Genomic DNA, 24,703 nt, shown 5'->3' on the forward strand with positions numbered 1-24,703 from the left:
CCATACCTACCAAAACAAACCAGTCCCTTTTTGACAGGTTTTGACGACGTCCGGACGAGCGGGTATTATCGAACAGGTATTCGATAAGAACATGTGTTTGATGAAGGGACACGGATGGCGCACGAGCAGCACACCTATATCTGCATCGACCTCAAGACGTTTTATGCCAGCGTCGAGTGCGTCGACCGTGGGCTCGATCCGCTCACCACCAACCTGGTCGTTGCCGACGAATCGCGCGGGCGCACGACCATCTGCCTCGCCATCACGCAGGCCATGAAGGACTTAGGGATTCACAATCGCTGCCGCCTATTCGAGATTCCCGATGGCATCGACTACATCACGGCCGTACCGCGCATGCAGCACTATATGGAGGTGTCGGCGCAAATCTACGGCATCTATCTGGAATACGTAAGTCCGCAAGACATTCACGTCTATTCAATCGATGAATGCTTTATCGACGTGACGCCCTATCTGGACCTCTATCACACAGATGCGGAAGGGTTCGCCTGCACGCTGCGCGACGAGGTCCTCGCGCGCACCGGCATCACGGCGACGGTCGGCATCGGCCCCAACCTATTCCAGGCCAAGGTAGCGCTCGACATTACCGCCAAGCACGTACCCAGCCGCATCGGCATACTCGACGACGAGACCTTTCGCAAGGAGATCTGGCCCCATCGTCCCATCACCGATATCTGGGGCATCGGTCCCGGCGTGGCAGCCCGCCTCGAGAAATACGGCGTCTACGATCTGATGGGCGTCGCGGCGCTCGACGAAAACCTGCTTTACGACGAGCTCGGCGTCAATGCCGAATATCTCATCGACCATGCCTTCGGGCGCGAGCCGACAACCATCGCCGATATTCAAGCCTATCGCCCGCAAGCAACTTCGACCACCACAGGACAGGTGCTCTCGAAGGGTTATGCCTACGAACAGGCCTATACCGTCTTGCGCGAGATGGTCGACAACGCCGTTTTAGACTTGGTCGATAAGCACGTGGTCTGCGACAGCATCTCGCTCTTTGTGGGCTACGCGAGCGAACGCGCCGACATACGCCGCCTCGACGCCAGCGGTACAGCGCAGTATGTGGACGGATGCGGGCACCTGCGCTCGAGCACATCGAGTATCGAACCCACCGCAACCGCCGGCCCCGAGCTCGCGCCCCGTGCGCCCAAGCCCGTCCAGCGCGATGACGAACGGCGTCGCCTGGTGCGCGAAGCGCAGGCAATCGATGGCATCTTTGTGGGAGAGCATGGCGGCAAACCGCGCGGTGGCTATGCCGCACTCTTTGCGCACTCTAACGCCTCGCGAAAGCTGAGCGAGCGTACCAATTCGTTTAAGAAGATCATGGGCTATTTCGATGAGCTCTGGGCGCAGACTGTCGATCCCAAACGACCGGTCAAGCGCATCAACCTGGGATTTGGCAACCTCATGCCCGAGGAATTTGCCACCATCGATCTGTTCAGCGATATCGAGGCCGATGAGCGCGAGCGCGACCTGGCGCGCGCCGTCCTGGCCGTGAAAGGCAAGTACGGCAAGAACGCGCTCGTCAAGGGATTAAGCTTTACCGCCGGCGCCACCGCGCGCGAACGCAACGAACAAGTTGGAGGACACCGTGCCTAAACCCAAACAACAGCCCGTGCGCCCGCCGACCGCCTTCGAGCGCCTGGCGGACCCCGAGGGCAGACGCCGCGCCGCCGACCCCAACCTCACTGCCAACGGTGCCGTGCGCGCCAACCGCGCCGCACAGTTTATGCCCTTTGCCGCCCTCACGGGATACTACGAACTCGTGCGCAAGCAGGAAATCACCGTCGAGCCAAAACGTGAGCTCGCGGAAGAAAAAGCCCTCGTGCTTTCTAAAAAACTCGAGGGTCTCAAACGTGGCGACTTGGTTCGTGTCACCTATTACGATACATACGGCTATCGCAGCCGCACCGGCATCCTCGACGAGGCGCTCCCCGCCTTCAAGCTCCTCAAGCTCCGAGACATCGCCATCGACTTCGACGACATCCAAGACATCGAACTGCGCGGACGAGCCTAGCCAAGGAAGCGCATCCAGAGCGACGCTTACAGCGTCATGACGTAGTAGCCCGCGTCTTTCACGGCCGTCTCGAGGACATCACGATCCACCGGCTGCTTAGAGCGCACGCGTGCCGTGTGGTCCGCATACGTCACCGTTGCCCACACGCCATCCAGTGCATTGAGGGCATTGGCCACGTTCTGAGCGCAGCCGTCACAGCTCATGCCGCCGATGAGCAGCTCATCGCTATAGGGATAGTGTGACGCATCGGTATCCACCACAACAACCTTTTTGGCCTTCTTGCCGCTCGCACCATCGCTGCAACAACTCTTCCCGTGTGTCGAAGCGGCAATGCGACGCAGTCCAAAAAACATGCCGACGGCAATGACGGCCAGCACGATGAAATTCGCAGGGCTGAGCAAGTCACTCATGCGTTCCCCTTTCAAGTAGCCCTATCTAGATACCCCCATGGGGTGTCCCCATCTTAACCCAAAATCATGTCTGTTCGGTCAATTAGTTTCCCTCTTCAAACTTTTTTGTTGACCATGGCTTACTTTCGTGTATAAGTTTTCCTAGGCTAACAACTGAGGACCCGAAAGGGGCATCGTGACTCGAACCATTGACATCCCAACATACCAAACGGCTGTCGTGCGCAACTGCTCCCCTACGCTCGCAGGTATCAAGCCGGCTTCGCTCTTTACCTATCCCGGCGTTTACGCCAACCAAAACGGAAAACCCAGCGCCGCCCATATCGAAGAGCGACGCTCTCGCCTGCTCGCCGTCATAGCCCAATGCAACCGCGAGCTCCAGCCACTCGGGATCCATATGAGCGTTTTGGTCTGGCGCCCCTGCGGAGCGCTCATCTATGTGTACCGCCCTGCAGACCTCATGCGATACCTCTCCGACCCCCGCGCCACGACGGCGCTTGCCGCCGAAGGTTACGATGTCCACAACCTGCCCGCGTCCCTGGTGCATCTCGCCGCGCGCATCACGCTGGCAAGCAGCAATGCCGCAGAGAGCGCCTATGACGGCAGCGTCTGCGCGCTCGCGCGAAATAGGCACTGCGATACGGGGTGCATGTGCGAGTTCCCCCACGAAATTGGCTATTTTTTGGGCTATCCCTACGAAGATGTCCATCAGTTTATCGTCCAGCACGGCGAAAACTATAAGGTCTTTGGCGCATGGAAGGTATACACAAACGTTGAGCAGGCGCTCACGACCTTCGATTCCTATCGCGCATGCACGCAATACCTTACCTACATCTATCAACAGGGCTGCACTCTGGGACAACTTGTCCAGGCAACCCGATAGAGCATACAAAACGCGGCCGCACGCCGCACAACCGAAAGGAAGACATATGAGCAAGATCGCAGTCGTCTACTGGAGCGGTACAGGCAACACCGAGGCCATGGCAAACTTCGTTGCCGAGGGCGCAACCGGTGCCGGCGCCGAGGCAGAGGTCATCTCCTGCGCCGACTTCTCTGCCGACAAGGTCGCCGAATATGATGCCTTCGCCTTCGGCTGCCCCGCCATGGGTTCCGAGGAGCTTGAATACGATGAGTTCCAGCCCATGTGGGATGAGGTCAAGGAGACCCTCGGCGACAAGAAGGTCGTCCTCTTTGGCTCTTATTCGTGGGCCGAGGGCGAATGGATGGACAACTGGAAGGCGGACGCCGACGAGGCGGGCGTCAACGTCGTGGACTCCACCATCTGCTACGACGCGCCCGACGACGAGGGCGAGACCGCTTGCAAGGCCCTCGGAGCCGAGCTCGCGTAACGAACCCAGGGCCTCCAAGAGAGCCTGCATCAAAGCGCATCCCCATCCCTACAAAAGAGCGGGGCTGGATTCAAGTCCAGCCCCGCTCTTTTGCAACGGCAGTTACATCAACCGGCTACGAGATATTGCCCAAGAACGCCTTGGTGCGCTCGCTCTTGGGGTGGTCGAAGACCTCGCTCGGCGTGCCCTCTTCCACGATAACGCCGCCGTCCATAAAGACGACGCGATCGGCGACGTCGCGAGCAAAGCCCATCTCGTGGGTCACCACGATCATGGTCATACCGTCACGTGCCAGGTCGCGCATGACGCCCAATACATCGCGGACGAGCTCGGGGTCGAGCGCCGACGTGGCCTCGTCAAAGAGCATCACGTGCGGGTTCATCGACAGGGCGCGGGCGATGGCCACGCGCTGCTGCTGGCCGCCCGAAAGCTGACTCGGCATAAAATCGATGCGCTCGGCCAGGCCGACCTTGGTCAGCTCCTCGATGGCGATCTTCTCGGCCTCTTCCTTACTGCGCTTGAGCACCTTTTGCTGCGCAAGCATGACGTTCTTTTTAACCGACAGGTGCGGGAACAGGTTGAACTGCTGAAACACCATGCCCAAGTGCGTACGTACCTTATTGAGGTCGACGCCCTTGGCACACACATCCACGCCCTCAACGACAATCGAGCCGCTCGTGGGATGCTCCAGGCGATTGATGCAGCGAAGCATCGTCGACTTGCCCGAGCCCGAGGGGCCCAGGACCACAACGACCTCACCTTTGTGCACGTCCAGATCGATATCACGCAGGACCACGTTATCGCCAAAAGCCTTTTGGAGGTTCTTGATGCTGACAACGACCTCGTTGGAATTCGTTTCACTCATGACAGGACCTCCTTACAGACCGGCGATATGATCGGCGGGCGTCGCGACAACCTGTCCGGCGCTCTTGGTGGGACGCTTCTTCTTGGTCTCGGCCGTGCCCAAAAGCCTCGCCTCAAGACCGCTCACCAAGCGAGCGAGCGGCAGGGTGATGACCAGATAGAACAGGGCGGCAACCACGTACGGTGTAATGGAGCCCGTCGTGGCCACGATGGTACGGGCGTTCATGACGATCTCGACCACGCCCACGGCCGCAAGCAGCGACGTATCCTTGTAAAGCAGGATGAACTCACTGGTCAACGTAGGCAGGACATTACGGAACGTCTGCGGAATCATGACATAGAGCAGCGTCTGGAACGCGTTCATGCCCAGAGAACGAGCGGCCTCGTTTTGGCCCTTGGGGATCGACTGAATACCGGCGCGGAAGATCTCACACAAGTAGGCGGACGAGTTCATGGCCATGACGATGACGCCGAGCACGTAGTCATCAACCTTGACGCCGGCCAACGGCAGACCGAAGAACGCGATATAGATCTGCAGGAACGCCGGCGTACCGCGAATGATATTCACGTAGATGCCGGCGAGGCAGCGCAGGATGCGCGACTTGGAAATGCGCATGAGCGACAGGGCAAAGCCAAAGGGAATTGCCAGCGGAAACGCCACAAGCACGATCGAGAGCGACATAAGGAAGCCCTTAAAGACGATCGGCAGGCTTTGGACCAAAATGACCGGGTTTAAGAACAGGCGCAGGAACATATTGGAGTTCCACGCCTCGACCCACGGCTGCTCCTTAAGGTCGGCCAGGAAGTTATCGAATGCCGTCACGCCCTTAATCTCGACGGAAGGAATCTTGGAAATCTTCTTGGTCGAACCGTCGGCGAGCGTATAGGTGCCGCTAAAGGCCTCATCGCCGCCCTCGACGGGAAACGTCACACCGTAAACCTCGACACGGAAAAAACCGCCGGCAGGCGCCGTCTCGCCAAAGTCGATCTTGAGCGTCTGGCCGTCAGCCTTGCACGTAGGTTTCATGGGCGTACGATCCATGAGGTCCTCGCCCGAGAGCATCGTCAATCGCGTGTCATCGGTACCAAACGTCGTGCCGTCGACAAACGTCAAAGAAAGACCGCTCAGCTCCTCGTCGGCATCGGCCTGAACTTCCCAAGTGATGCGCGTCTCGGTGCCGCCGACCACATCGCTACCCGAACCGGTATTGGGTCGGGCGGTAATCTTTGCGGTCTCAAGCGCCTGGGCGGTCGTGGGCACGCAGGCCCCCGCGCATACCAGGGCGAGCGCCACAGCCAGGGCACAGGCCAGCTTTTGGAGCATCGAGGGCAGTGGAAAACGCTGCTCCGCGGCCCCTTTGTTCAGTCGAGACAAGGTGGCTCCTATCGTAGAAGTTGCCGGCAAAACGAGACGGAAACGCTCTCCGTCAAGAGAAGCGCAAAGGCCCTTCCCGCTAAAACGGAAAGGGCCCGCGCGCAATCAAGTAGTTATTTTACTTGATATTGTACTTAGCCATGAGGGCGTCGACGGTACCGTCGTCGGTCAGGTCCTTGATGGCCTGGTTGATGTCGTCCTTGAGCTTGGTGTTGCCCTGGTTGATGGCGATGGCGTACTCCTCGCCGGTGCTGACCTGCTTGATGGTCTGGCAGGTGTTGAACTGCTCGGCGGTCAGCTGGCTGGCAACGGAGCGGTTGGTGACTACGGCGTCGCCCTTATCGGACTGCAGGGCGCTGAAGCACTCGGTAGCGTCCTTGTAGGGGACGATCTTGGCCTTCGGGAAGTTCTCCTGGGCAAAGGCCTCGGCGGTCGAGCCAGACTGGACGATGATGGTAGCGTCGGCGTTGTTGAGCTTCTCGCTGTAGTTGTCGGCCGTGATGTCGGTGTTATCGACCTTGGTCACGATAGCCTGATCGTCCATGTAGTAGGAATCAGAGAAAGTGACTTCCTTCTCACGCTCGGGCGTGTCGGTGATAGCCGCGATGGAAACGTCATACTTGGCGCCCGAAGCGACGCCCGGAACCAGCGTGTCGAAGTCGTTGTTGACGTACTCGACATCCAGACCCAGCTTGTCACCGATAGCCTTGATGAGCTCAAGGTCAAAGCCCTGGTAGTCGCCGTTGTCATCCTTGTACTCAAACGGCGCGTACTCGGCAGAGGTGCCGACGGTCAGCGTGCCGTCCTTGACGAGCGCGTACTCCTTGGAGCCGTCGACCTTCTCGACCTTAGCGTCGTCAGAGCTGCTGGAACCGGCATCAGAACTAGAGGTGGCGTTGGACGAACCGCAGCCCGTCAGAGCAAGGGCGAGCGCCATAGCACCCGTGGCGGCAAATGCGCCAAGCTTCTTCAGCTTCATAATCAGTCTCCTTCCGGTGACCTCGTTTGATTCAGAGGTCTGCAAAAACTGTTGGCTATTATGCACCCGGAATTACGAATCTGCAATGAGAAAACTGATTGAAACAAACCCATAACGTGAATGGAATACTCTACTTTGTGACAGTCATTACTGCTGCAATGACCTTAATAATCTAATTTCAGCTGCATAACCTGCAAGTTCGTTCGGAGTCTCCAAAATAAACGGCAGCGAACACAAACGGCCATTCGATACAATATTCTGCATAACCTGCATACCGCCACCAAATTCCTCGCTGCCAAGGTATCCCTTGCCGATGCACTCGTGACGATCTTTATGGGCGCCACAAGGGTTCTTCGAATCGTTGATGTGTACGGCATGCAAGCGATCGATACCCACCACGCGGTCGAACTCGTCGAGTACGCCGTTCAGATCATGGATGATGTCGTAGCCGGCATCGCTCACATGGCAGGTGTCCAAACAAACGCCCAGCTTATCGGACAGCTCTGGGCACTTGGCGGCAACGCCCTCGATAATGTACGCCAGTTCTTCAAAGCTACGGCCCACCTCGGTGCCCTTGCCGGCCATGGTCTCAAGCAATACCGTCGTCTGCTGGCCCTCAAACATCACCTGGCACAGGGTGTCGACAATCATCTGAATACCGGCGTCGGAGCCCTGCCCCACATGCGCACCGGGATGGAAGTTGTAGTAGTTGCCGGGCAGCGCCTCCATGCGCCGCAGGTCCTCTGCCATGGCCTCCAGGGCAAACTCGCGCGCCCGCTCTTTGGCTGAGCAGGGGTTGTAGGTATACGGGGCATGCGCCACCAGCGGTCCAAAGTCGTTTTGCGCCATAAGCTCGCGCAGAGCCGCCACGTCATCCATGTCAAGTTCTTTTGCCTTGCCACCGCGCGGGTTGCGCGTAAAGAACGCAAAGGTATTGGCGCCAATGGACAGCGCCGTCTCCCCCATTGCCCGATAGCCCTTCGTCGTCGAAAGATGACACCCGATCGTCAGCATCTCCAGCTCTCCCTTATCAGTTGCGGTGAAATACGGTCTATTGGTGCCCTATTTTGGCGCAAACAGACCGTATTCCACCGCAAGTTATAAAAGGGGCATCAGGGACAAAGGCCTCCAGGCATTCCAAGCGCTGGTGCCATGCCCCCACGCCCTAAAGTTTCAAACGAATCGCATCGATGATGCGTGCGCAGCGCTGTGTGGCGGCTAGGGACATGATGGGGCTTTCGAGTTTCCCCGTCTGAATGAGCTGCGTCGCATGCGACGCCTCGCCGTAAAAATCATCGACCTCAAATGGTGTATCGATTTCGAGTACTCGACCGTCGGAATACTTCACATGGGCGAGCTCGGGGCGATGGAGACGCTCGATTTCCAACGAGCCCCGCTCACAGGCAATCGTTAAGCGGCTTTCATATGTTGCTTTGCCGTCGCACACCATATGAATGGGTATACCGCCGACGCTCATACGGATCTCGTCGGCCCAATCGACGCGGCCGCCTGATACGTCACGCCAGCGAACTTCACGGGACGAAACCTCGCAAGCGCCCGCGAGCAAATCCTCAAACCAACCGACCGCATAGCAGCCCATGTCATATAGACAGCCGCCCTGCAACGAATCAAGCAGATAGCCCGAAGGAGGCTCGCCGTAATCGAGCTTTTGCACGCTTTCAATCGAGACAATACGCCCAAGCTCATCCGACGCAAGCAAGTCCTTCACGCGAGTGCGCATCGGGCAAAACCGATTCTTCATCGCCTCCATAAACAGCACGCCGCACTCGCGAGAGGTGGAGGCAATCGAGAGAGCCTCTTCCTCACTCAAAACGGCCGGCTTTTCGCACAGCACGGCCTTTCCGGCGCGCAGCGCGCGACAGGCCCAACGCGTATGCATGCCATGCGGAAGAGCCAAGTAAATTGCGTCGACATCGGGGTCGGCAATCAGCGCGTCATAAGCCGCATCGCCGTTATCGTCGACCGAGGCATGGCCATGCGCAGCATCAATCGAAAACGCTCGGCAAAATTCCTCGACATGTGCAGGAGTGCGGCCGGCCGCAGCCACCAGCCGTGCCCCGTCGACCTTCTTGAGCGACGATGCAAATCGATGAGAAATGTGCCCAGCGCCCAAAATGCCCCAACGAACCTCACGCGAATCATCCCATGAATCCCGATGGCCCACGACAGCCCCCTTCAGTTGCGGTGGAATAGTCCCTGTTTAAGCCCTATTCTGCCGCAAGCAGGAACTATTCCAGCGCAAGTTATAAAAGGGTCACGAGGAGCGCGTTTTGCCGAAGGCCTTAAGCACTGCCGTCACGGGGCCAGGCTGGAAACGTCGGCGCACGTCATCGAGACGCTCGGGGATATCGATATGCTGTGGGCAGTGGCGCGCGCATTTGCCGCACTTGACGCAATTGCTCACCAGCTTGGCCTCGCTTGTGCGCACCGCGCTCGCCGTAAAGTACTGCGATAGACCCGTAAACCAGCTGTGCGCATAGCTTGCGTTGTAGGCGGCAAAACATCCAGGGATATTGATGCCTTTAGGGCACGGCATGCAATAGCCGCATCCCGTGCAGGGCACGCGATTCGATTTTTCAAACTCATCCAGCACGTGCGCGATCGTGTCGTGCTGGTTGGCAGTCATCGAATCCGGCAGGGCCCGATCGGCCAACACCGCGTTCTCATCCACCTGCGCGATATCGGTCATACCCGAAAGCAGCATCGTCACCTGAGGATGATTCCAGACCCACGAAAGACCCCAGGCGGCAGGAGTGCGCAAATGCGGGTCACGGGCACTATCGAGCACAGCGCGGGCCCGTGGCGGCAGCTTGCCCGCTAAACGCCCGCCCAGCAGTGGCTCCATCACAAACACCGCGAGGCCTCGCTCGGCGGCGGCCATGAGCCCCGCTGTTCCCGCCTGATATCGCTCTCCAGCGTAATTGTACTGGATCTGGCAAAAGTCCCACTCATATGCATCGAGCATCGTCAGGAAATCCGCCGCGCTGCCGTGGTACGAAAAACCAATCTGGCGAATGCGCCCCGCCGCCTTTTGACGCGCGATCCAGTCCTCGATGCCCAACGCCACCACACGTTCCCACTGGGCGGGCGAGGTAATGTTGTGCATGAGGTAATAGTCGATATGGTCGGTCCGCAGGCGGCGCAGTTGCTCGTCGAAGAACCGGTCGAAATCCTCCGCGCATTTGCACGAAGCATGCGGCAGCTTGGTTGCGAGCAAAACCTGGTCGCGCAAGCCCAGGCGCTCAAGCGACGCACCCACACAAGCCTCGTTGCCGGGATAGAGATAGGCCGTGTCCAGGTAGTTAATCCCCTGCTCCACCGCACGGGAGATGATGGCGTCGGCAGTCTTCGCATCCGGGCGTCCCGGCGCACCGGGAAACCTCATGCAGCCCAGCCCCAACGCCGAGATACGGTTGCCGCTTTTGGGGTCAACGCGATATTGCACGGCCCCTCCCCTCCCATCGAAGCCCTGACAAGGCGAAACAAACCCGTCACGTCATCGAAACACATCGGAATCGCAATTGAGAACGTATCGTAACGCAGCAGAAATCGAGCCGTCACGGCACCGCTTTAACATCAGCAAAAAGCCCGATGAAAGGAACCGGGCGTGACCACGCGCATGTCTTTGTGGTCTGCCCCGCGGCATAAGCGCACAGCGCAATAGTTTCTTTTTCACAACAGCAGCCCCGCGCGCCCACCAAACGCCCCGACGACATACAATCCATCAGGCGCCCCATATGCGGGCGCCTTTTATATGGGGAGATGATTCATATGCAGATCAACAAGGTCGCTTTTATCGGCAAGGGCGGCGTCGGCCTGCTCTACGGCAGCATGATTGCCAAGGCCCTCGGCAATGACGCCGTCGAATACGTTATGGATGACACCCGTTTTGAGCGTCACGCGGGCGATGCGCTCACTGTCAACGGCAAGCCCTGCGATCTCACGTCCGTCCGCGCCAGCGAGGTGACGCCCGCCGATCTGGTCATCCTGACAGTCAAGACCACCGGTCTCGACCAAGCACTCAAGACTATGGAGCGCGTCGTGGGACCCAACACGCTCATCGCCTCGCTATGCAACGGCATTACGAGCGAGCAAAAGATTGCCGAACGCTTTGGCTGGAAGCATACCGTTCTTGGTATCTGCCAGGGCATGGACGCCGTGTTCCTCAACGGCGCGCTCACCTTTACCAATGCGGGCGAGATCCGCTTTGGCGCGGCGGCCGGCACGGACCCCGCGACCGTCGCCGCTATCGACGGGCTCTACACGCGCTGCGGCATCGCCCATACCGTCGAGCGCGACATTGCGCACCGCATGTGGGCCAAACTCATGCTCAACGACGGCATCAACCAGACCTGCATGGCCTACGGCGGGACCTACGGAAGCGCCACGGAGCCGGGCTCCGAGCAGCGCCGCTGCTTTGTCTCCGCCATGCGCGAGACGCTTGCGGTTGCCAACGCCGAGGGCGTTGAGCTGACCGAAGCAGACCTGACGCAAATGGTGCACCTCATCGAGGGAATCGACCCCGTCGGTATGCCCTCGATGGCGCAGGACCGCATCGCACAACGAAAAACCGAAGTCGAGGAGTTCGCGGGCACCATTTGCCGCCTGGCCGCCAAACACGATATCCAAGTGCCGCAAAACGATTGGCTCTACCAGAGGATTCGCGAAATAGAAAGCAGCTGGTAGTGCTCGGCATACTGCAGCCAACAGATCCAATGGCAAAGCCGCCGCAAGGGGCACTCCCCTCGCGGCGGCTTCCTTTTTCATCTTTGGCCAAAAATCAGCTTCACAACGGTTAGAGCTGCGACTCCGACGCCTGGTCCTCATCGTCGCGACAAAGGACTACACCCGCACTTCCCAGCAGCGCGGCCGCGACCAACACGCCAACCACGATAGAGGCAGCCCCACAAGACCCCTGCATACCCGCGACGAGTGCGGCCGTAGGACCAAGGCAGCCAAGAGTCAATGCAACGGCGGCAACGGCGATATCTCGAGCGCTCACAAGACCACTTCCTCCACGAGAAAGACCTTATTTCTCATGAACTAGTGTGCCCCGCGCCCATATGCGCGGCGTACCGCCACGGTAAGGGCTCTGTTAACTCAAACGCGCATAAAGAACGGGCGTCCTTACGTTGCCCTAAAGCTCGGTAAAGACGCCCGTCCGCCAAATATCCGTGATGCAGATAAATTACCAACCGGTGTAGTAGTCGGTGGTTCCGGCAGCGCAGCCGGAGTCATAGACCTTGCAATCACCCTTGGAGCCCGTAAAGGTCGAGCCCTGGGCCATATCGCCCGCGGCAACAACGTAATAGCCGTCGGAATCGCGCCAGAAGCCCTCAGAATCCTGAGTCCATTCGCCCGTGCGATAGTGATAAAGCACATTGCTGCTGTAATAGGTCTCGCGGCGCCCGTTGTAGTTATTGACACCCGCAGAGCGCGTCAGGCCCGATCCGTTCGCGCAGGACACGGCAGACGCGTAGGACGAAGTGTAACCAGCGTTGTAGTACGAAGCCTGGGCGGCCTCGGCAGCCTCCGCCTCGGCGGCAGCAGCCTCGAGCGCTTCGCGCTTGGCATCCTCAAGTGCAGTGCGCAGCTCATCGAGCTCGGTCGACTTCGCGTCGACCTCCTCCATCGTCAAAAGACTGCCCGCACCGTCGATACAACCCTGCAGTACAGCGCGCTCGTCATCGGTGGCATAGTCACCGTACATGTTCATGATAATCTGAGCACGCATCTCAAGGGAATCGCGCTTGGCCTCCATCGAGGCGTTCCACTCCTGCATGGAGCCAAAGCCGTCGCTGCGATAGTCGACGGGCTGCACCAGCGTCGCCTCGGACGGCGTGGATCCGACCGTGTCGGACAGTGTTGCCGCGTGGGCATCAGTTGCACCGGCGCCCGCCAAAAGCGCCACGGTCAGAGCGGCGGAAAGGGCGGCGGCTTTCGGTTTTCGTGAATCGATCCTCATGTAGCTGGAAACCTCCGTAGTGCGTTTTTGCTGCGTTTGAGCTGCGTGTGATTCGATCGCGCTGCATAGTACCCCGAGCAAATCGCGACCTGCGGTTTTACTCAAAAGGCGCACGTCAATTGCGTAAAACTCACATCCTCTCAACAGGAGTTTTCCACAACTCGAATGCATAAAGCATGTCAAAAACCCTGTTTTTGCGCCCTCTCTATGCAAATAAGACGCCTGTGCAACCATTGTTCGCACAGGCGCCTTGAGCAGGCATTTTATGCAGTTATACCTATCGAGTCGCAAGGGGTCCTTGCACAAGTCGCCTTACTCGTCCAGCGCGGCGAAGGCCTGCTTCAGATCCCAAATGATATCCTCGGCGTTCTCGGTACCGATGGAAAGACGGATCGTGGAGGGCGTGATGTTCTGCTCGGCGAGCTCCTCGGCAGAGAGCTGGGAGTGCGTGGTGGTAGCCGGGTGCACGACGAGCGACTTGACGTCGGCCACGTTGGCAAGCAGCGAGAACACCTGCAGATGATCGATGAACTTCCAGGCCGCCTCCTGGCCACCCTTAATCTCAAAGGTAAAGATCGAGGCACCGCCGTTGGGGAAGTACTTCTGATAGAGCTCGTGATCGGGGTGCTCAGACAGGCTCGGGTGGTTCACCTTGGCGACGTGGCTGTCGCCAGCCAGGAACTCAACGACCTTCTTGGTGTTCTCAACATGACGGTCAACGCGCAGCGACAGAGTCTCGGTGCCCTGGAGCAGGACCCAGGCGTTGAACGGGCTGATGCAGGCGCCCTCGTCACGCAGCAGGATAGCGCGGACATAGGTTGCGAAGGCGGCGGGACCGGCAGCCTCGGCAAACGAAACGCCGTGGTAGGAGGGGTTGGGCTCGGCGATCTGGGCGTACTTTCCGCTCGCCTTCCAATCGAAGTTACCGCCGTCGACGATCACACCGCCCAGCGAGGTGCCGTGGCCGCCGATGAACTTGGTTGCGGAGTGGACGACGATGTTGGCACCATGCTCCAGCGGACGGAACAGATACGGGGTGCCGAAGGTGTTGTCGACGACAACCGGCAGACCGTGCTTCTTGGCGATCTCGGAGATGGCGTCGATGTTGGGGATGTCGGAGTTGGGGTTGCCGAGCGTCTCGAGATAGATGACCGTGGTGTTGTCCTTGATGGCCCCCTCGACCTCTTCCAGGTTATGGGCATCGACGAAGGTGGTCTCGACGCCAAACTGGGAGAGCGTATGCTCCAGCAAGTTGTAGGAGCCACCGTAGATAGTCTTCTGGGCAACCACATGGTCACCGGCCTGGGCAAGGGCCTGCAGGGTATAGGTGATGGCAGCAGCACCGGAGGCGACGGCTAGACCTGCCACGCCACCCTCGAGCGCGGCGATACGATCCTCGAAGACGCCCTGGGTGGAGTTGGTCAGACGGCCGTAGATGTTTCCGGCGTCGGCAAGACCAAAGCGGTCGGCGGCGTGCTGGGAGTTGCGGAACACATAGCTCGTGGTCTGGTAGATAGGCACGGCACGGGAGTCGGATGCAGGATCGGCACTCTCCTGGCCAACGTGCAGCTGCAGGGTATCGAAACCAAAGGTGTGCTCGGGGTTGTTGATGAACTGGCTCATGATGATCTCCTTGATCGAACAAAAGTAAATAAAAAGAGAGAAGTAAGTCGCTGTCTCCTGATCACGCCGACGGGCGCAAACAGGAGCCCGGCATTCGTCTTGGTAAGCAATTCATATGCAGGCCTCCTTTCGCATCCCGGTTCCGTGGTTGGCTTAATTACCTACCGCCTTTGTGTGTTTTGAATAGTACGAGCATTGTTTCCGTCGGTCAATCACTTAAAAGCGCTAACTTGTTATCTGTTTTATAGATAACTATCGAAAGGACGGGCGCCGATGACCCTCCAGCAGCTTCGCTTTTTGATCGCCGTGGCAGAGTCCGGTTCGATCAACGCCGCAGCTCAGCGCCTCTATACCGCACAGTCCAATATCTCCAACGCCGTCAAAAGCCTGGAACAGGAACTTCATATCGAAATCTTTACGCGCTCTAGCCGCGGTGTTGCACTCACCAACGACGGCACCGAGCTTTTGGGTTATGCACGCCAGGTCGTAGAGCAGGCCGACATGCTTGAGGCCCGCTACGAGGACGGCGGTACCCCGCAAGCCCGCCTCGCCATTTCCGCCCAGCACTACGCCTTTTCGGTCGAGGCCTTTGTCAACGTAGTCGAGCGCTGCCGCGACAGCAAGTTCGAGTTCATCATGCGCGAGACCACCACATCGCAGATCATCGATGACGTCCGCGCGTTTCGCAGCGACATCGGCATCCTCTATCTGGACGACTTTAACGTCCGCGTTCTGCAGAAGGCTTTTGCCGATGCGCGCGCGAGCTTCCATCCCCTATTCGACGCGACGGTCCACGTCTTCGTTAGCGAGCGCCACCCGCTTGCCCGCCGCCCGCAGCTGTCCCTTGCCGACCTCACACCATATACGCGCTACAGCTTTGAGCAAGGTACCTCGAACTCCTTCTATTACGCCGAGGAACCTTTTAGCTATATCCCTTGCGACCGCAACATACGAATCTCGGACCGCGGAACACTTACCAACTTACTTATCACGTCGAACGGCTACACCCTGTCGACCGGTGTCCTCTCCAATGAAATGCAATGGGGTATGGCATCGATCCCGTTAGCAGACGCCCCAACGATGCACGTAGGCTATATCATGCACGACGAGCGCAAGCCCTCTCCCCTCTTGCAGCAATACCTCGACGAGCTCAACCGCATCATCCATGCCAACTAACTGTCGGAAGACGGGGTAGAAATCGTAGATTGCTAGCCCCCGGCGGGCATGGCGCTACAATGGTCACTCACACGAAACGTACCCAACGAAAGGAAGCCCGTGAAGGTCATCATCTATACCGACGGCTCGGCCCGATCAAATCCGGGACGCGGCGGCTACGGCGCCGTACTCAAATACACCAACCCCGCCGGCAAGACCTTCACCTCCGAGCTTTCACGCGGCTACGCCAAGACCACCAACAACCGCATGGAACTCATGGCGGTCATCGTGGCGCTCGAGGCGCTCAACCGCCCCTGCGAGGTCGAGGTCCATTCCGATTCGCAGTACGTCGTCAATGCTTTCAATAAGCACTGGATCGACGGCTGGAAAAAGCGCGGGTGGAAAACTGCCAACAAGCAGCCCGTTAAGAACCGTGACCTGTGGGAGCGCCTGCTTGCCGCAAAGAGCAAGCATAAGGTGGAGTTCATCTGGGTTAAGGGCCACGCCGGCCACGAGCTCAACGAGCGCTGCGATGAGCTCGCCACCACGGCGGCCGACGGCAGCAACCTCGATATCGACACCGGCTTTAACGAGAGCGACCTGTAATAGCGTTTTCGCGCAGCTTTATATCCCCACGCGCTACACTCATCCTGTAGACCAAACAACGCAAGGGGGACGTATGCTGCGCATCGCGACCATCGGCACATCCATGATCACCGACGACTTTATCCAAGTCGTCAACGCCAACGACCAAGCCGCGTTTGTGGGCACGCTCTCGCGCGATGCCGAGCGCGGCGCCGCCTTTACCGCCGAACACGGCGGCGAGCGTAACTTCACCGCACTTGACGAGCTTGCGTCCGCCGTCGACGTCGACGCCGTCTATATCGGCAGCCCTAACGCACTTCACCACGAGCAGGCCCTTGCCTGCATCGCCGGTGGCAAGCATGTCATCGTCGAGAAACCCTTCTGCGCCACCGAAGCGCAGGCGCTGGAAGTCTTCCGCGCTGCCGAGGCAGCAGGTGTCGTGGCCCTCGAGGCCATGCGCCCGCTCCATGACCCCGCTTTCCACGCCGTCGAGGACGCCCTGGGCGAGATTGCGCCCATTCGTCGCGCCTCACTGCGCTTTGGCAAGTATTCTTCGCGCTACAACGAGGTTCTCGCGGGGCGCGCCACCAATATCTTCGACTGCAATATGGCATCGGGTTCCCTCATGGACATTGGCGTCTATACCGTCGAGCCCATGGTCGAGATCTTTGGCATGCCCTCCGGCCTTACGAGCATGACCACTCTGCTCGATCCCACCACGCGACAGCTCACACACGGCCCCATCGATGGCTGCGGTTCCATCCTCGCCAGTTACGGCGGTGGCCGTATCTCCGTCGAGCTCGCGCACTCCAAAATTACGAATGACCTGCTGCCCTCGCAGATCGAAGGCGAGCGTGGCACTATCCAGATCGACCATCTGTCCACGCCCCGCAACGTCCGCATCGACTATCGCGGCGACGTCGTACGCGGCTCGGCGACCGAGGCACCGCGCGAACAGGGCGAGAACGGCCGCGTGCTCGACCTGCCCAAATCGAGCAACACTATGGAATACGAACTCACAGACTTTATCACCGCCATCGGCGGCATCGATAACGTTAAGGAAGAGATTTGGGAGACCCCGGCGGGACGCCACGAGCTTGGCCACTACCGCGATGCCACGCTCGTCTCACTGCGCATCATGGATGCCGTGCGCCAGCAGGCCGGCATTACCTTCCCGGCCGACGCAGGCAAGCAGGCATAGCGATGGGTCTCTTCGATACGTTCTTCTCCAGCGTCACCGGCGGCAGTCGAGAACCCCAAAAACCATCAAACGTCGAGCTCGAGCTGCGCCGCAGACTTACTGTGCTCGCAAGCGACGAGGCCACTCAAGACACTCCCCTGCGCTATTTCCTGCGCTGGGCGGGGCAAGTCCAAGGCGTTGGTTTTCGCTTTACCACCACCAACCTCGCGCAGGCACGCTCCCTCACCGGCTGGGTGCGTAATATGGAAGACGGCTCAGTCGAGATGGAGATACAGGGAGCTCCGGCAAACATCCTATCTCATCTCGAGGCGCTTCATGCCTCCTACGAGCGCATGGGAACGCGTTTTCGCCTCGTAGACGCCCAGGCCCGAGCCCCACTTGCCAATGAAGACGGTTTCAGTCCTCATTATTAGTATTGTGTGCTAAATACGGTATCATTTACCTACGACCGTTAATAGAAAAGAGGCGAGGCGCATGGCGGTGCAAAGAAGGAATACCAGGCAGCGAAAGCTGGTTCTTGACGCCGTGCGCCAAAGCTATAACCATCCCACCGCCGACGAAATCTACAACGTCGTGCGCGCGCAGGATGACAAAATCAGCCGCGGTACAGTCTACCGCAATCTCAATCTCTTGGCCGACGCCGGCGAGATTCTCTCCATCAAGACGCCGGGCGGCAGCCGCTTCGATCGCACGATCGAGCCGCATGCGCATATCATCTGCAGCTCGTGCAGCCGCGTCATCGACGTACCGCTCCCCTTCGATGCCCAGCTCGACGCCAAGGCGTCCGAGCAAATCGGCTGGCACGTCACGTCGCACTACACCATCTTCGAGGGTCTCTGCCCCGACTGTAGGTAGATTTCTAGGTATGTCGCGAAAACCTACTCGGCGAGCAGACGGCGCAGTTCTTCTTCGACCGTGCGCACGTAACGGACGCGGTCGTTGATGTCGCGCATGGTGGGGTTGCAGCTCTCCATCAGATAGGGATGGCCCACGACGTTGAGCATATCGCGATCGTTCTCATTGTCGCCAAACGCCATCATCTCATCGGGCGAAATACCCAGGGCACGACCGTAATCGGCAAGCGCGGAACCCTTACCCGAATCAAAGCCGATAAAGTCCGTCCATTCGGTTCCCGACGTCATCACGTCAACACGGTCGCTAAAGAGGTGCTCGAAATACTCCAGGGCCGCCGGCTGATTCACCTCGGGCGTCTGGAAGGCAATCTTAATGACGTCCTCGTCGATGTCCTCGGGGCGGTCGACCACCGCCACATCGCAGTGGACCTCATGGCGCAAATGGTCGACGAACGCATCGTTGCCGCTCATGGTGTAGAGGTGTCCCTCACACGAAAGGGTCACGTCGGCATGGGGATACGCAACCACGGCATTCGCGATATCCATAGCAAGACTACGCTCCACGGAGCGCTTGACGACGGCGCGACCCTCGCTCATGACCAGGGCACCGTTTTCGCATACATAGGCGAGCTCGTCTGCCACCGGCGCAAAGAGGTAACGCAAGCTCGCATATTGGCGACCGCTCGCCGGCATAAACACGATACCGCGACGATGCAGCTCATCGATGAGCTCAAAGGCCTCGGAACGCGGCTCGCGCTCCCCCGGATGCAGCAACGTGCCGTCCAAATCGCATGCAATCAGCTTGATTCCTTCAAGACCCATATGCTTTCCCCCCACAGCATCTCATCAACAGAAAGACGGACTTTGAATAGCTGCCTCTCAAAGTCCGTCTTACTCATACGCACGTTAACCGCGCGCCTTTTTTACGATCGTAAAGTCGGGAGCCATACTCACAACGGCATCCGCCGCACTCGACGCAAAGCGCCGGTCCGCATCGAGTTCACGGGTAACCACCGAGAGCCGAACGCCCTCGACGCCCCGGAGCATGCGGCCCAAAACAGGCTGCACCGGCATATACATGCGCACGGTATACTCGTCCGAATCGCCTCGGAAAAGCGGCGCGTGCATATTGCCGATCTCCCAGCACGCATGCGCGAGCGCAATCGGGTCCATGCGGTCGACTTCGACCAAATAAACCTCGGCACTGCGCAGGCGCACGACAACCGCCACGGGCACCATGCCCGAACGGTCGATGGCGAGCACGTCGCCGTCGGTAAGACGACCGCCGTCGGCAGCATCCAGCCGAACATCGACCGTGCGCCCCAGCTCCGTCACACCCACAAACGCGCGCGTGTCAGCCTGGTCCCAATCGAGCAGTAGCTCGTCAACTTCAAAGACGCCGCCCAAATTCCGGCGGAGCAGGAGTTCATAGGACGGATCGTTGAGATTTCCCAAGCATGTCGTCGAAACCAAGCGCTCGGGCATACTCTAACCCTCGACCTCGACGAGCTCGATATCAAAGTTGAGGTCCTTGCCGGCCAGCTCGTGGTTGGCGTCGAGCGTCACGGCCTCGGGCGTAACGTCGATGACCACGGCGGGGACGGGCATACCGCTCGGCGTGGACAGGAAAAGCTTCATGCCCTTCTCGATCTGCTCGATGTTGGGAACCTGTTCGGCCGGGAAGGTAATAACCATCTCGGGATTGTGCTCGCCGTAGGCATCGGCAGCCGGGATGTGCACGGTCTTCTTCTCGCCCACCTGCATGTCGACAACAGCGGCGTCGAAGCCCTTGATCATCTGACCGGCGCCGCAGGTGAACTCCAGCGGCTCGCCGCGATCGTAGGAGCTATCGAACTGCGTGCCGTCATCGAGCGTGCCGCGATAATGGGTCTTGACCTTCTTGCCCTGGTTGGACATGGTAACCTCCGTGATAAGGGCGGCGCACAACGCGGGCCGCCGTGAACATATGGCGCTAACTATACCCTAGTCATACAATTCAATGACAGTTTGCAAAGAAACGCTGCAACCGGAGGAACCATGGCATATCCCGTATTTGACCTACACTGCGACACCGCCGACCGAATCGGCTGGGCCACGCTCGATCTCGACCTGCGCTTTACCGCCGGCACCGACGGTTATTTCCCCGGCGACGAAACGCATCCGCAAGATTTCGACCTCATCGAGGGCAACGCCTGCGCCATCTCGCTCGCAAAGATCGGCAACACGCCGTGGGCACAGTGCTTCGCCACGTTTGTCCCCGATGAGATTCCCACCGCCCACGCCGCGCGCTTCCAGGCGCAGATCATGGCGCATATGAGCGGCCAGGCAATGCTCAACCACGACCGCATGGTCAACGTACGCAGCGCGGCAGACATTCGCCCCGCGCTCAAAGACGGCAAGGTCGCCTGCATCCACACCATCGAAAACGCCACGTTCTTTGCCGAGGACCCCGCGCTGATCGAGGTGCTCAAGAGCTTGGGCGTACTCATGTCATCGCTCAGCTGGAATGCGCAGGGACCGCTCGCGAGCGGACACGATACCCACGCCGGCCTCACCGCCGCCGGCATCGAGGCACTTACGCAGATGGAGCACGCCGGCATGGTGCTTGACGTCTCCCACCTCAACGATGAGTGCTTTGACGAGGTTGTCGCCCACGCCACACGTCCCTTCGTCGCCAGCCACTCCAACTCCCGTGCGGTTTGCGGCGTCAAACGCAACCTTACCGACGACCAGTTCCGCACCATTCGCGACATGGGCGGTATCGTCGGCCTCAACTACTGCAGCGAGTTCCTTTCCAACGACGCAACCGACAAGACCGCCGCAGACGTCACCTTCGACCAGCTAGCGGCACATATCGAGCACTGGCTCGACCTGGGCGGCGAGGACGTCATCGCGCTCGGCGGCGACTGGGACGGTGCCACGGTGCCCGCCTTCCTCTCCGATGCCAGCAAGATGCCCGAGTTCCAGAACATGCTCTCCAAGCACTTTGGCAAGACCGTGATGCAGAAGCTCTGCAGCGACAACGCGCTTGCCTTCTTTGAGCGTTATTAATTTCACATCCCTTGAGCGGGCCGGCATGCCGAACGGTCGACATGCCGGCCCGTCCCCAATCTGAAGGACCGCTTTTGACGCAGCAGTTTACGATTTCCGCATCCCGACCGGATGGGACGCCCATCCCCGTCGTCGTTACCAAAAAGCGCGTCAAGAACTTCAACCTACGCGTCACATCGAGCGGTGAGGTCCACGCCAGCGCACCGCTCGGCGCCACCCGCGAGCGTATCGAAGCGTTTGTGAAGCGCAACAGCGCCTGGATTATCAGCCGACTTGCCCAGCGCGAGCAACGTCAGGCGACGGCGCGAGAGCCGCTCAGTCCCTCGTCCATCATTGCGCTTTGGGGCAAACCCATCACCGTTCAGGATGCACTCGACCACAACTTTGAGCCACCCGCACCGCGGCCCAAGCAGGCTACCTTCGCAAGTTTTATGGGTACCGACGAGCCAAGTGGGTGCACGCAGGCAAAGCAGCGCACAGCCCTCGACGGCTTAACGCCCAGTGAGATCCAAGCCCATATTGACCAGCTCTATACGTCCGAGGTCACATCGGCACTGCGCGATATTGTGCACGCATACGAAATCGCAATGGGTGTCGCCGTTTCCCGCGTTTCCGTACGCAGCATGAAAACGCGTTGGGGCTCCTGCACGCCCAAATCCGGCGCCGTTCGCATCGCACGAGAACTTGCCGCCTACCCCGTCGAATGCCTCGACATGGTTGTCGCCCACGAGCTCGTCCACTTGCTCGAGCCAAGCCACAATCAGCGGTTTCACGCGCTGCTCGACACGTACTGCCCCAACAACAGGGCTCTGTCGCAGCGGCTCAAAAAACCGCCCGCCAACGAGCTCTAGAGTCGGTTAGCGCACGCGCTCGATCTCGACACCGCAGCTTGCCAGGGGAAGACCGACGGGCGCCCAAGGCTTATCGAGCTTAACGTGCACGCCAAGCAGCAGGGGGTAACGACGCAGCAGCATCTGGACCACACCCTCGGCTGCAGCCTCGATGAGCTTAAACGTATGCTCGCGCAGATAGCCATCGACATCGTGGCATACCGAGCCGTAGTCAATCGAGGCGTCCAGGTTATCGTGCTCCCCCGCTGCACGCAGGTCGGCATAGAGCACCAGGGACACGATGAACTTCTGGCCCAGCGCGTTCTCTTCGGGATATACGCCGTGGTTAGCAAAAACCTCAAGACCTTCAACGGTGATGCGGTCGGCATGGCGCAGATCGTCATAGCTCACGTGGGGTACCGCCGTTGCGGTGGATATTTCGCCCCTTCCACGGCGGGCGAGCTCGGCACCTTCAGTCTTGGTTGCATTCTCGGGCAGTTTCTTATTGCTCATCGCGATCGTCTCCTTCGTTTAGAACCCCGACCGCGCAAACTAACTACACGCGAATCGACAGGTTCTTTTTATCATCGCTCCAGTTGCAAGCATTGCGCGCGGGGCATGCAAAGCAGGCGCGCGACGCTTTATCGGCCGCATAGAGCAGACGCTCAAGCGGTTGGCTGTTCACGCGCAGCTTTCGATGGCCCAGAATGGCCGTCTTAATGGCTGCGGCATCGGCCGGCTCAAACGCCACATCATCGGGCATGCCGCCGAGAATCGCATCAGCGACGCGTTCGCTTGCAACATCATGGGATATACCCGATTCATACTGTTCATCTTTGCCGATATCGTGAAGAAGTGCCGTGGCGTAGATGACCTCGCGGTCAAATTCGAGCTGTTCCTCGAGATTCTTGATCCACATAATGCGAGCGACATCGAGCAGATGGTCAATACCGTGGCGGCAGAAGATGCGCCCCGATTCCAACTGCGCAATGTTGCCCAGGTGCCGCCGAAACAGCCCGTTGGCACAAATGTAATCAATGCGAGGCATGGCATCAAAGGGGGCCAGGCCCGAAGCCATGAAGCCGCGACGCGGCGTCCCCTCATCGGTCTTCGATGTAAAGTCGTTGACGACCCTCATGCTAACGGCCCAGCATCCTAAAGAACCGCTCCTCGAGCGACGGATCGGTCTCAAAGACGCCGTGGCGAGCGAGCGTCACGGTCTTGGTGCCGGGCTTTTGCACGCCGCGCATGGTCATGCACATATGCTCAGCCTCCATGAGCACAATCGCTCCCTGGGGGGCGAGATAATCCATGAGGGCGTCGGCAACCTGCGCACACAGCTGCTCCTGCAGCTGCAGACGACGGGCATAGACTTCAACCGTGCGAGCGAGCTTAGACAGACCCGCCACGCGACCGTTAGGGATATAGCCGATCGCAGCCTTGCCATAAAACGGCAGCAGATGATGCTCGCACAGCGAGTAAAACGTGATGTCGCGCTCGATAACCAAATCGTTCGAAGCGACGGCAAAGGTTTTGGACAGGTGCTCCTCGGCACTCTGGTCCATACCACCGGCGATCTCACCATACATACGGGCAACGCGCGCCGGGGTCTCCAGCAGGCCCTCACGAGTTGGGTCCTCGCCTATGCCCTCAAGCAAAAGCTTAATGGCGGCCTCGACTTTTTCCTGATCGACCATCTGGGCCTCACTTTTCCGATTTCACGTTCGCGCTATGGTACCACGCCCTTTGGCATCGGCCACAAGCTACATAGTATGGGTCGAATAGACTGGATCGTCCCGCCAAAGTTCAACCGCATCACAAAGCGCAACACCCTCGCGCTCAGCACGGTCGCGCGTAGCGTTCATATCGATCACACGCTGGTTACTCGAGCCTCTAAAACGCAATGAGATATCGTACAGATCCTGAACAAACGGGCCGTCCACCAACATGTCGAGGCAGGCCAGGATACGGTTCGTCACCTCGGTATGATGACGGCCACCCGGCATAAGCTCCTCGAGCACGTCGCCGGTAAAGCACCAAATGGTCTTGCCCGACCCCGCGGGATAGGCCGCACGCACGCGTTCGATAAAGTCAACAAGCCCCACCTGATTCTCGGGCTCCATAGGCTCGCCGCCCAGAATCGTCAGGCCATCGATAAAGGGATGGTCGAGGCTCTCGATAATCTTGTCCTCGACGGCACGATCGAACGTTTCACCCGCGGCAAAGTCCCACGCGACGGAGTTAAAGCAATTCTTGCACCCGCGACGGCACCCGCTCACAAACAGAGAAGTACGAACGCCTTCCCCATCAGCAATGTCGAAATACTTAATGTTCGCGTAGTTCATAGGTAACTCTCCCGGGAGGCCGGGACATATCATCCCGTCCTCAAACATTCTCGGCCTTCGG

At 59.1% G+C, this 24,703-nt stretch carries 29 protein-coding genes; 12 read left to right on the forward strand and 17 right to left on the reverse strand.

Features of this window, described 5'->3' with window-relative positions:
- Positions 1-114 precede the first annotated feature (114 nt).
- Positions 115-1,620 carry a DNA repair protein gene (locus tag AAAX34_RS06055; RefSeq protein WP_346979392.1) on the forward strand — a complete coding sequence of 502 codons (1,506 nt, stop codon included), beginning with the start codon at positions 115-117 and terminating at the stop codon, positions 1,618-1,620.
- On the forward strand, positions 1,613-2,038 hold the full coding sequence (locus AAAX34_RS06060) for a hypothetical protein (RefSeq protein WP_346979393.1): 426 nt from the start codon (positions 1,613-1,615) through the stop codon (positions 2,036-2,038). The genes AAAX34_RS06055 and AAAX34_RS06060 overlap by 8 nt, the downstream gene beginning before the upstream one ends.
- 26 nt (positions 2,039-2,064) lie before the next feature.
- On the opposite strand, the gene AAAX34_RS06065 is transcribed toward AAAX34_RS06060, so the two are convergent.
- Complete coding sequence (locus AAAX34_RS06065) at positions 2,065-2,448, reverse strand: heavy metal-associated domain-containing protein (RefSeq protein WP_346979394.1); 384 nt, start codon at positions 2,446-2,448, stop codon at positions 2,065-2,067.
- 175 nt (positions 2,449-2,623) lie between these two features.
- Between AAAX34_RS06065 and AAAX34_RS06070 the strand changes: the two genes are divergently transcribed.
- Both AAAX34_RS06070 and AAAX34_RS06075 read left to right on the forward strand, forming a co-directional pair.
- Positions 2,624-3,328 carry a DUF3793 family protein gene (locus AAAX34_RS06070; protein WP_349110421.1) on the forward strand — a complete coding sequence of 235 codons (705 nt, stop codon included), beginning with the start codon at positions 2,624-2,626 and terminating at the stop codon, positions 3,326-3,328.
- A 46-nt stretch (positions 3,329-3,374) separates the two neighbouring features.
- Positions 3,375-3,794, forward strand: a complete 420-nt coding sequence (locus AAAX34_RS06075; protein WP_349076427.1) for a flavodoxin — start codon at positions 3,375-3,377, stop codon at positions 3,792-3,794.
- 115 nt (positions 3,795-3,909) lie between these two features.
- Here AAAX34_RS06075 and AAAX34_RS06080 read toward each other — a convergent pair whose 3' ends face one another.
- The 6 genes from AAAX34_RS06080 to AAAX34_RS06105 form a co-directional block, all read right to left on the reverse strand.
- The gene (locus AAAX34_RS06080) at positions 3,910-4,659 is read right to left on the reverse strand and encodes an amino acid ABC transporter ATP-binding protein (RefSeq protein WP_128620108.1); all 750 of its coding nucleotides are present in this window, start codon (positions 4,657-4,659) and stop codon (positions 3,910-3,912) included.
- Positions 4,660-4,671: 12 nt separating this feature from the next.
- Positions 4,672-6,033 carry an ABC transporter permease subunit gene (locus AAAX34_RS06085; RefSeq protein WP_349110422.1) on the reverse strand — a complete coding sequence of 454 codons (1,362 nt, stop codon included), beginning with the start codon at positions 6,031-6,033 and terminating at the stop codon, positions 4,672-4,674.
- A 118-nt stretch (positions 6,034-6,151) separates the two neighbouring features.
- Positions 6,152-7,012, reverse strand: coding sequence for an ABC transporter substrate-binding protein (locus AAAX34_RS06090; protein WP_349110423.1), 861 nt, complete (start codon positions 7,010-7,012; stop codon positions 6,152-6,154).
- A 147-nt stretch (positions 7,013-7,159) separates the two neighbouring features.
- Positions 7,160-8,026, reverse strand: a complete 867-nt coding sequence (locus AAAX34_RS06095) for a deoxyribonuclease IV (protein WP_349110425.1) — start codon at positions 8,024-8,026, stop codon at positions 7,160-7,162.
- 151 nt (positions 8,027-8,177) lie between these two features.
- On the reverse strand, positions 8,178-9,197 hold the full coding sequence (locus AAAX34_RS06100; protein ID WP_349110426.1) for a Gfo/Idh/MocA family oxidoreductase: 1,020 nt from the start codon (positions 9,195-9,197) through the stop codon (positions 8,178-8,180).
- Positions 9,198-9,287: 90 nt separating this feature from the next.
- Complete coding sequence (locus AAAX34_RS06105; RefSeq protein ID WP_349110427.1) at positions 9,288-10,478, reverse strand: aldo/keto reductase; 1,191 nt, start codon at positions 10,476-10,478, stop codon at positions 9,288-9,290.
- 326 nt (positions 10,479-10,804) lie between these two features.
- Here AAAX34_RS06105 and AAAX34_RS06110 point away from each other — a divergent pair, with 326 nt between their 5' ends.
- Complete coding sequence (locus AAAX34_RS06110) at positions 10,805-11,719, forward strand: 2-dehydropantoate 2-reductase (RefSeq protein WP_349110429.1); 915 nt, start codon at positions 10,805-10,807, stop codon at positions 11,717-11,719.
- 109 nt (positions 11,720-11,828) lie between these two features.
- Here AAAX34_RS06110 and AAAX34_RS06115 read toward each other — a convergent pair whose 3' ends face one another.
- The 3 genes from AAAX34_RS06115 to AAAX34_RS06125 all read right to left on the reverse strand — a co-directional run bounded on the left by AAAX34_RS06115 (position 11,829) and on the right by AAAX34_RS06125 (position 14,621).
- On the reverse strand, positions 11,829-12,035 hold the full coding sequence (locus AAAX34_RS06115) for a hypothetical protein (RefSeq protein WP_349110431.1): 207 nt from the start codon (positions 12,033-12,035) through the stop codon (positions 11,829-11,831).
- A gap of 186 nt (positions 12,036-12,221) precedes the next feature.
- The gene (locus AAAX34_RS06120) at positions 12,222-12,998 is read right to left on the reverse strand and encodes a hypothetical protein (RefSeq protein WP_349110433.1); all 777 of its coding nucleotides are present in this window, start codon (positions 12,996-12,998) and stop codon (positions 12,222-12,224) included.
- Positions 12,999-13,310: 312 nt separating this feature from the next.
- Entirely contained in the window at positions 13,311-14,621 is a 1,311-nt protein-coding gene (locus tag AAAX34_RS06125; protein WP_117564438.1) for an O-acetylhomoserine aminocarboxypropyltransferase/cysteine synthase family protein, read from the reverse strand.
- 273 nt (positions 14,622-14,894) lie between these two features.
- Here AAAX34_RS06125 and AAAX34_RS06130 point away from each other — a divergent pair, with 273 nt between their 5' ends.
- From AAAX34_RS06130 to AAAX34_RS06150, 5 genes are all read left to right on the forward strand, one after another.
- Positions 14,895-15,797 (forward strand): LysR family transcriptional regulator, encoded by a 903-nt coding sequence (locus AAAX34_RS06130; protein ID WP_349110435.1) that lies wholly within the window; start codon positions 14,895-14,897, stop codon positions 15,795-15,797.
- Between the two features lie 48 nt (positions 15,798-15,845).
- On the forward strand, positions 15,846-16,382 hold the full coding sequence (gene rnhA, locus AAAX34_RS06135; protein ID WP_117776457.1) for a ribonuclease HI: 537 nt from the start codon (positions 15,846-15,848) through the stop codon (positions 16,380-16,382).
- 73 nt (positions 16,383-16,455) lie between these two features.
- Complete coding sequence (locus AAAX34_RS06140; RefSeq protein ID WP_349110438.1) at positions 16,456-17,562, forward strand: Gfo/Idh/MocA family oxidoreductase; 1,107 nt, start codon at positions 16,456-16,458, stop codon at positions 17,560-17,562.
- Positions 17,563-17,564: 2 nt separating this feature from the next.
- On the forward strand, positions 17,565-17,975 hold the full coding sequence (locus tag AAAX34_RS06145) for an acylphosphatase (RefSeq protein ID WP_347478599.1): 411 nt from the start codon (positions 17,565-17,567) through the stop codon (positions 17,973-17,975).
- 61 nt (positions 17,976-18,036) lie between these two features.
- Positions 18,037-18,417, forward strand: coding sequence for a transcriptional repressor (locus AAAX34_RS06150; RefSeq protein WP_349110439.1), 381 nt, complete (start codon positions 18,037-18,039; stop codon positions 18,415-18,417).
- 23 nt (positions 18,418-18,440) lie between these two features.
- Here the strand turns inward: AAAX34_RS06150 and AAAX34_RS06155 are convergent, their stop codons facing one another.
- The 3 genes from AAAX34_RS06155 to AAAX34_RS06165 all read right to left on the reverse strand — a co-directional run bounded on the left by AAAX34_RS06155 (position 18,441) and on the right by AAAX34_RS06165 (position 20,333).
- Positions 18,441-19,238, reverse strand: coding sequence for an HAD family hydrolase (locus AAAX34_RS06155; RefSeq protein ID WP_349110441.1), 798 nt, complete (start codon positions 19,236-19,238; stop codon positions 18,441-18,443).
- An 84-nt stretch (positions 19,239-19,322) separates the two neighbouring features.
- Positions 19,323-19,901 (reverse strand): hypothetical protein, encoded by a 579-nt coding sequence (locus AAAX34_RS06160; RefSeq protein ID WP_349110442.1) that lies wholly within the window; start codon positions 19,899-19,901, stop codon positions 19,323-19,325.
- 3 nt (positions 19,902-19,904) lie between these two features.
- Positions 19,905-20,333 carry a peptidylprolyl isomerase gene (locus tag AAAX34_RS06165; RefSeq protein ID WP_055286916.1) on the reverse strand — a complete coding sequence of 143 codons (429 nt, stop codon included), beginning with the start codon at positions 20,331-20,333 and terminating at the stop codon, positions 19,905-19,907.
- Positions 20,334-20,453: 120 nt separating this feature from the next.
- Here AAAX34_RS06165 and AAAX34_RS06170 point away from each other — a divergent pair, with 120 nt between their 5' ends.
- Both AAAX34_RS06170 and AAAX34_RS06175 read left to right on the forward strand, forming a co-directional pair.
- Complete coding sequence (locus AAAX34_RS06170) at positions 20,454-21,467, forward strand: membrane dipeptidase (RefSeq protein ID WP_117640822.1); 1,014 nt, start codon at positions 20,454-20,456, stop codon at positions 21,465-21,467.
- Between the two features lie 74 nt (positions 21,468-21,541).
- Positions 21,542-22,318 carry a SprT family zinc-dependent metalloprotease gene (locus tag AAAX34_RS06175; protein ID WP_349110444.1) on the forward strand — a complete coding sequence of 259 codons (777 nt, stop codon included), beginning with the start codon at positions 21,542-21,544 and terminating at the stop codon, positions 22,316-22,318.
- Positions 22,319-22,324: 6 nt separating this feature from the next.
- Here AAAX34_RS06175 and folB read toward each other — a convergent pair whose 3' ends face one another.
- The 4 genes from folB to nrdG form a co-directional block, all read right to left on the reverse strand.
- Positions 22,325-22,810 carry a dihydroneopterin aldolase gene (folB, locus tag AAAX34_RS06180; RefSeq protein WP_349110446.1) on the reverse strand — a complete coding sequence of 162 codons (486 nt, stop codon included), beginning with the start codon at positions 22,808-22,810 and terminating at the stop codon, positions 22,325-22,327.
- A gap of 43 nt (positions 22,811-22,853) precedes the next feature.
- Positions 22,854-23,435 carry an HD domain-containing protein gene (locus tag AAAX34_RS06185; RefSeq protein WP_175406008.1) on the reverse strand — a complete coding sequence of 194 codons (582 nt, stop codon included), beginning with the start codon at positions 23,433-23,435 and terminating at the stop codon, positions 22,854-22,856.
- A 1-nt stretch (position 23,436) separates the two neighbouring features.
- The gene (folE, locus tag AAAX34_RS06190) at positions 23,437-23,994 is read right to left on the reverse strand and encodes a GTP cyclohydrolase I FolE (RefSeq protein WP_349110447.1); all 558 of its coding nucleotides are present in this window, start codon (positions 23,992-23,994) and stop codon (positions 23,437-23,439) included.
- A gap of 66 nt (positions 23,995-24,060) precedes the next feature.
- On the reverse strand, positions 24,061-24,642 hold the full coding sequence (nrdG, locus tag AAAX34_RS06195) for an anaerobic ribonucleoside-triphosphate reductase activating protein (RefSeq protein ID WP_196022653.1): 582 nt from the start codon (positions 24,640-24,642) through the stop codon (positions 24,061-24,063).
- Positions 24,643-24,703: the final 61 nt, after the last annotated feature.

The sequence above is a fragment of the Collinsella sp. CLA-ER-H4 genome, assembly GCF_040092395.1.
Classification (GTDB): domain Bacteria; phylum Actinomycetota; class Coriobacteriia; order Coriobacteriales; family Coriobacteriaceae; genus Collinsella.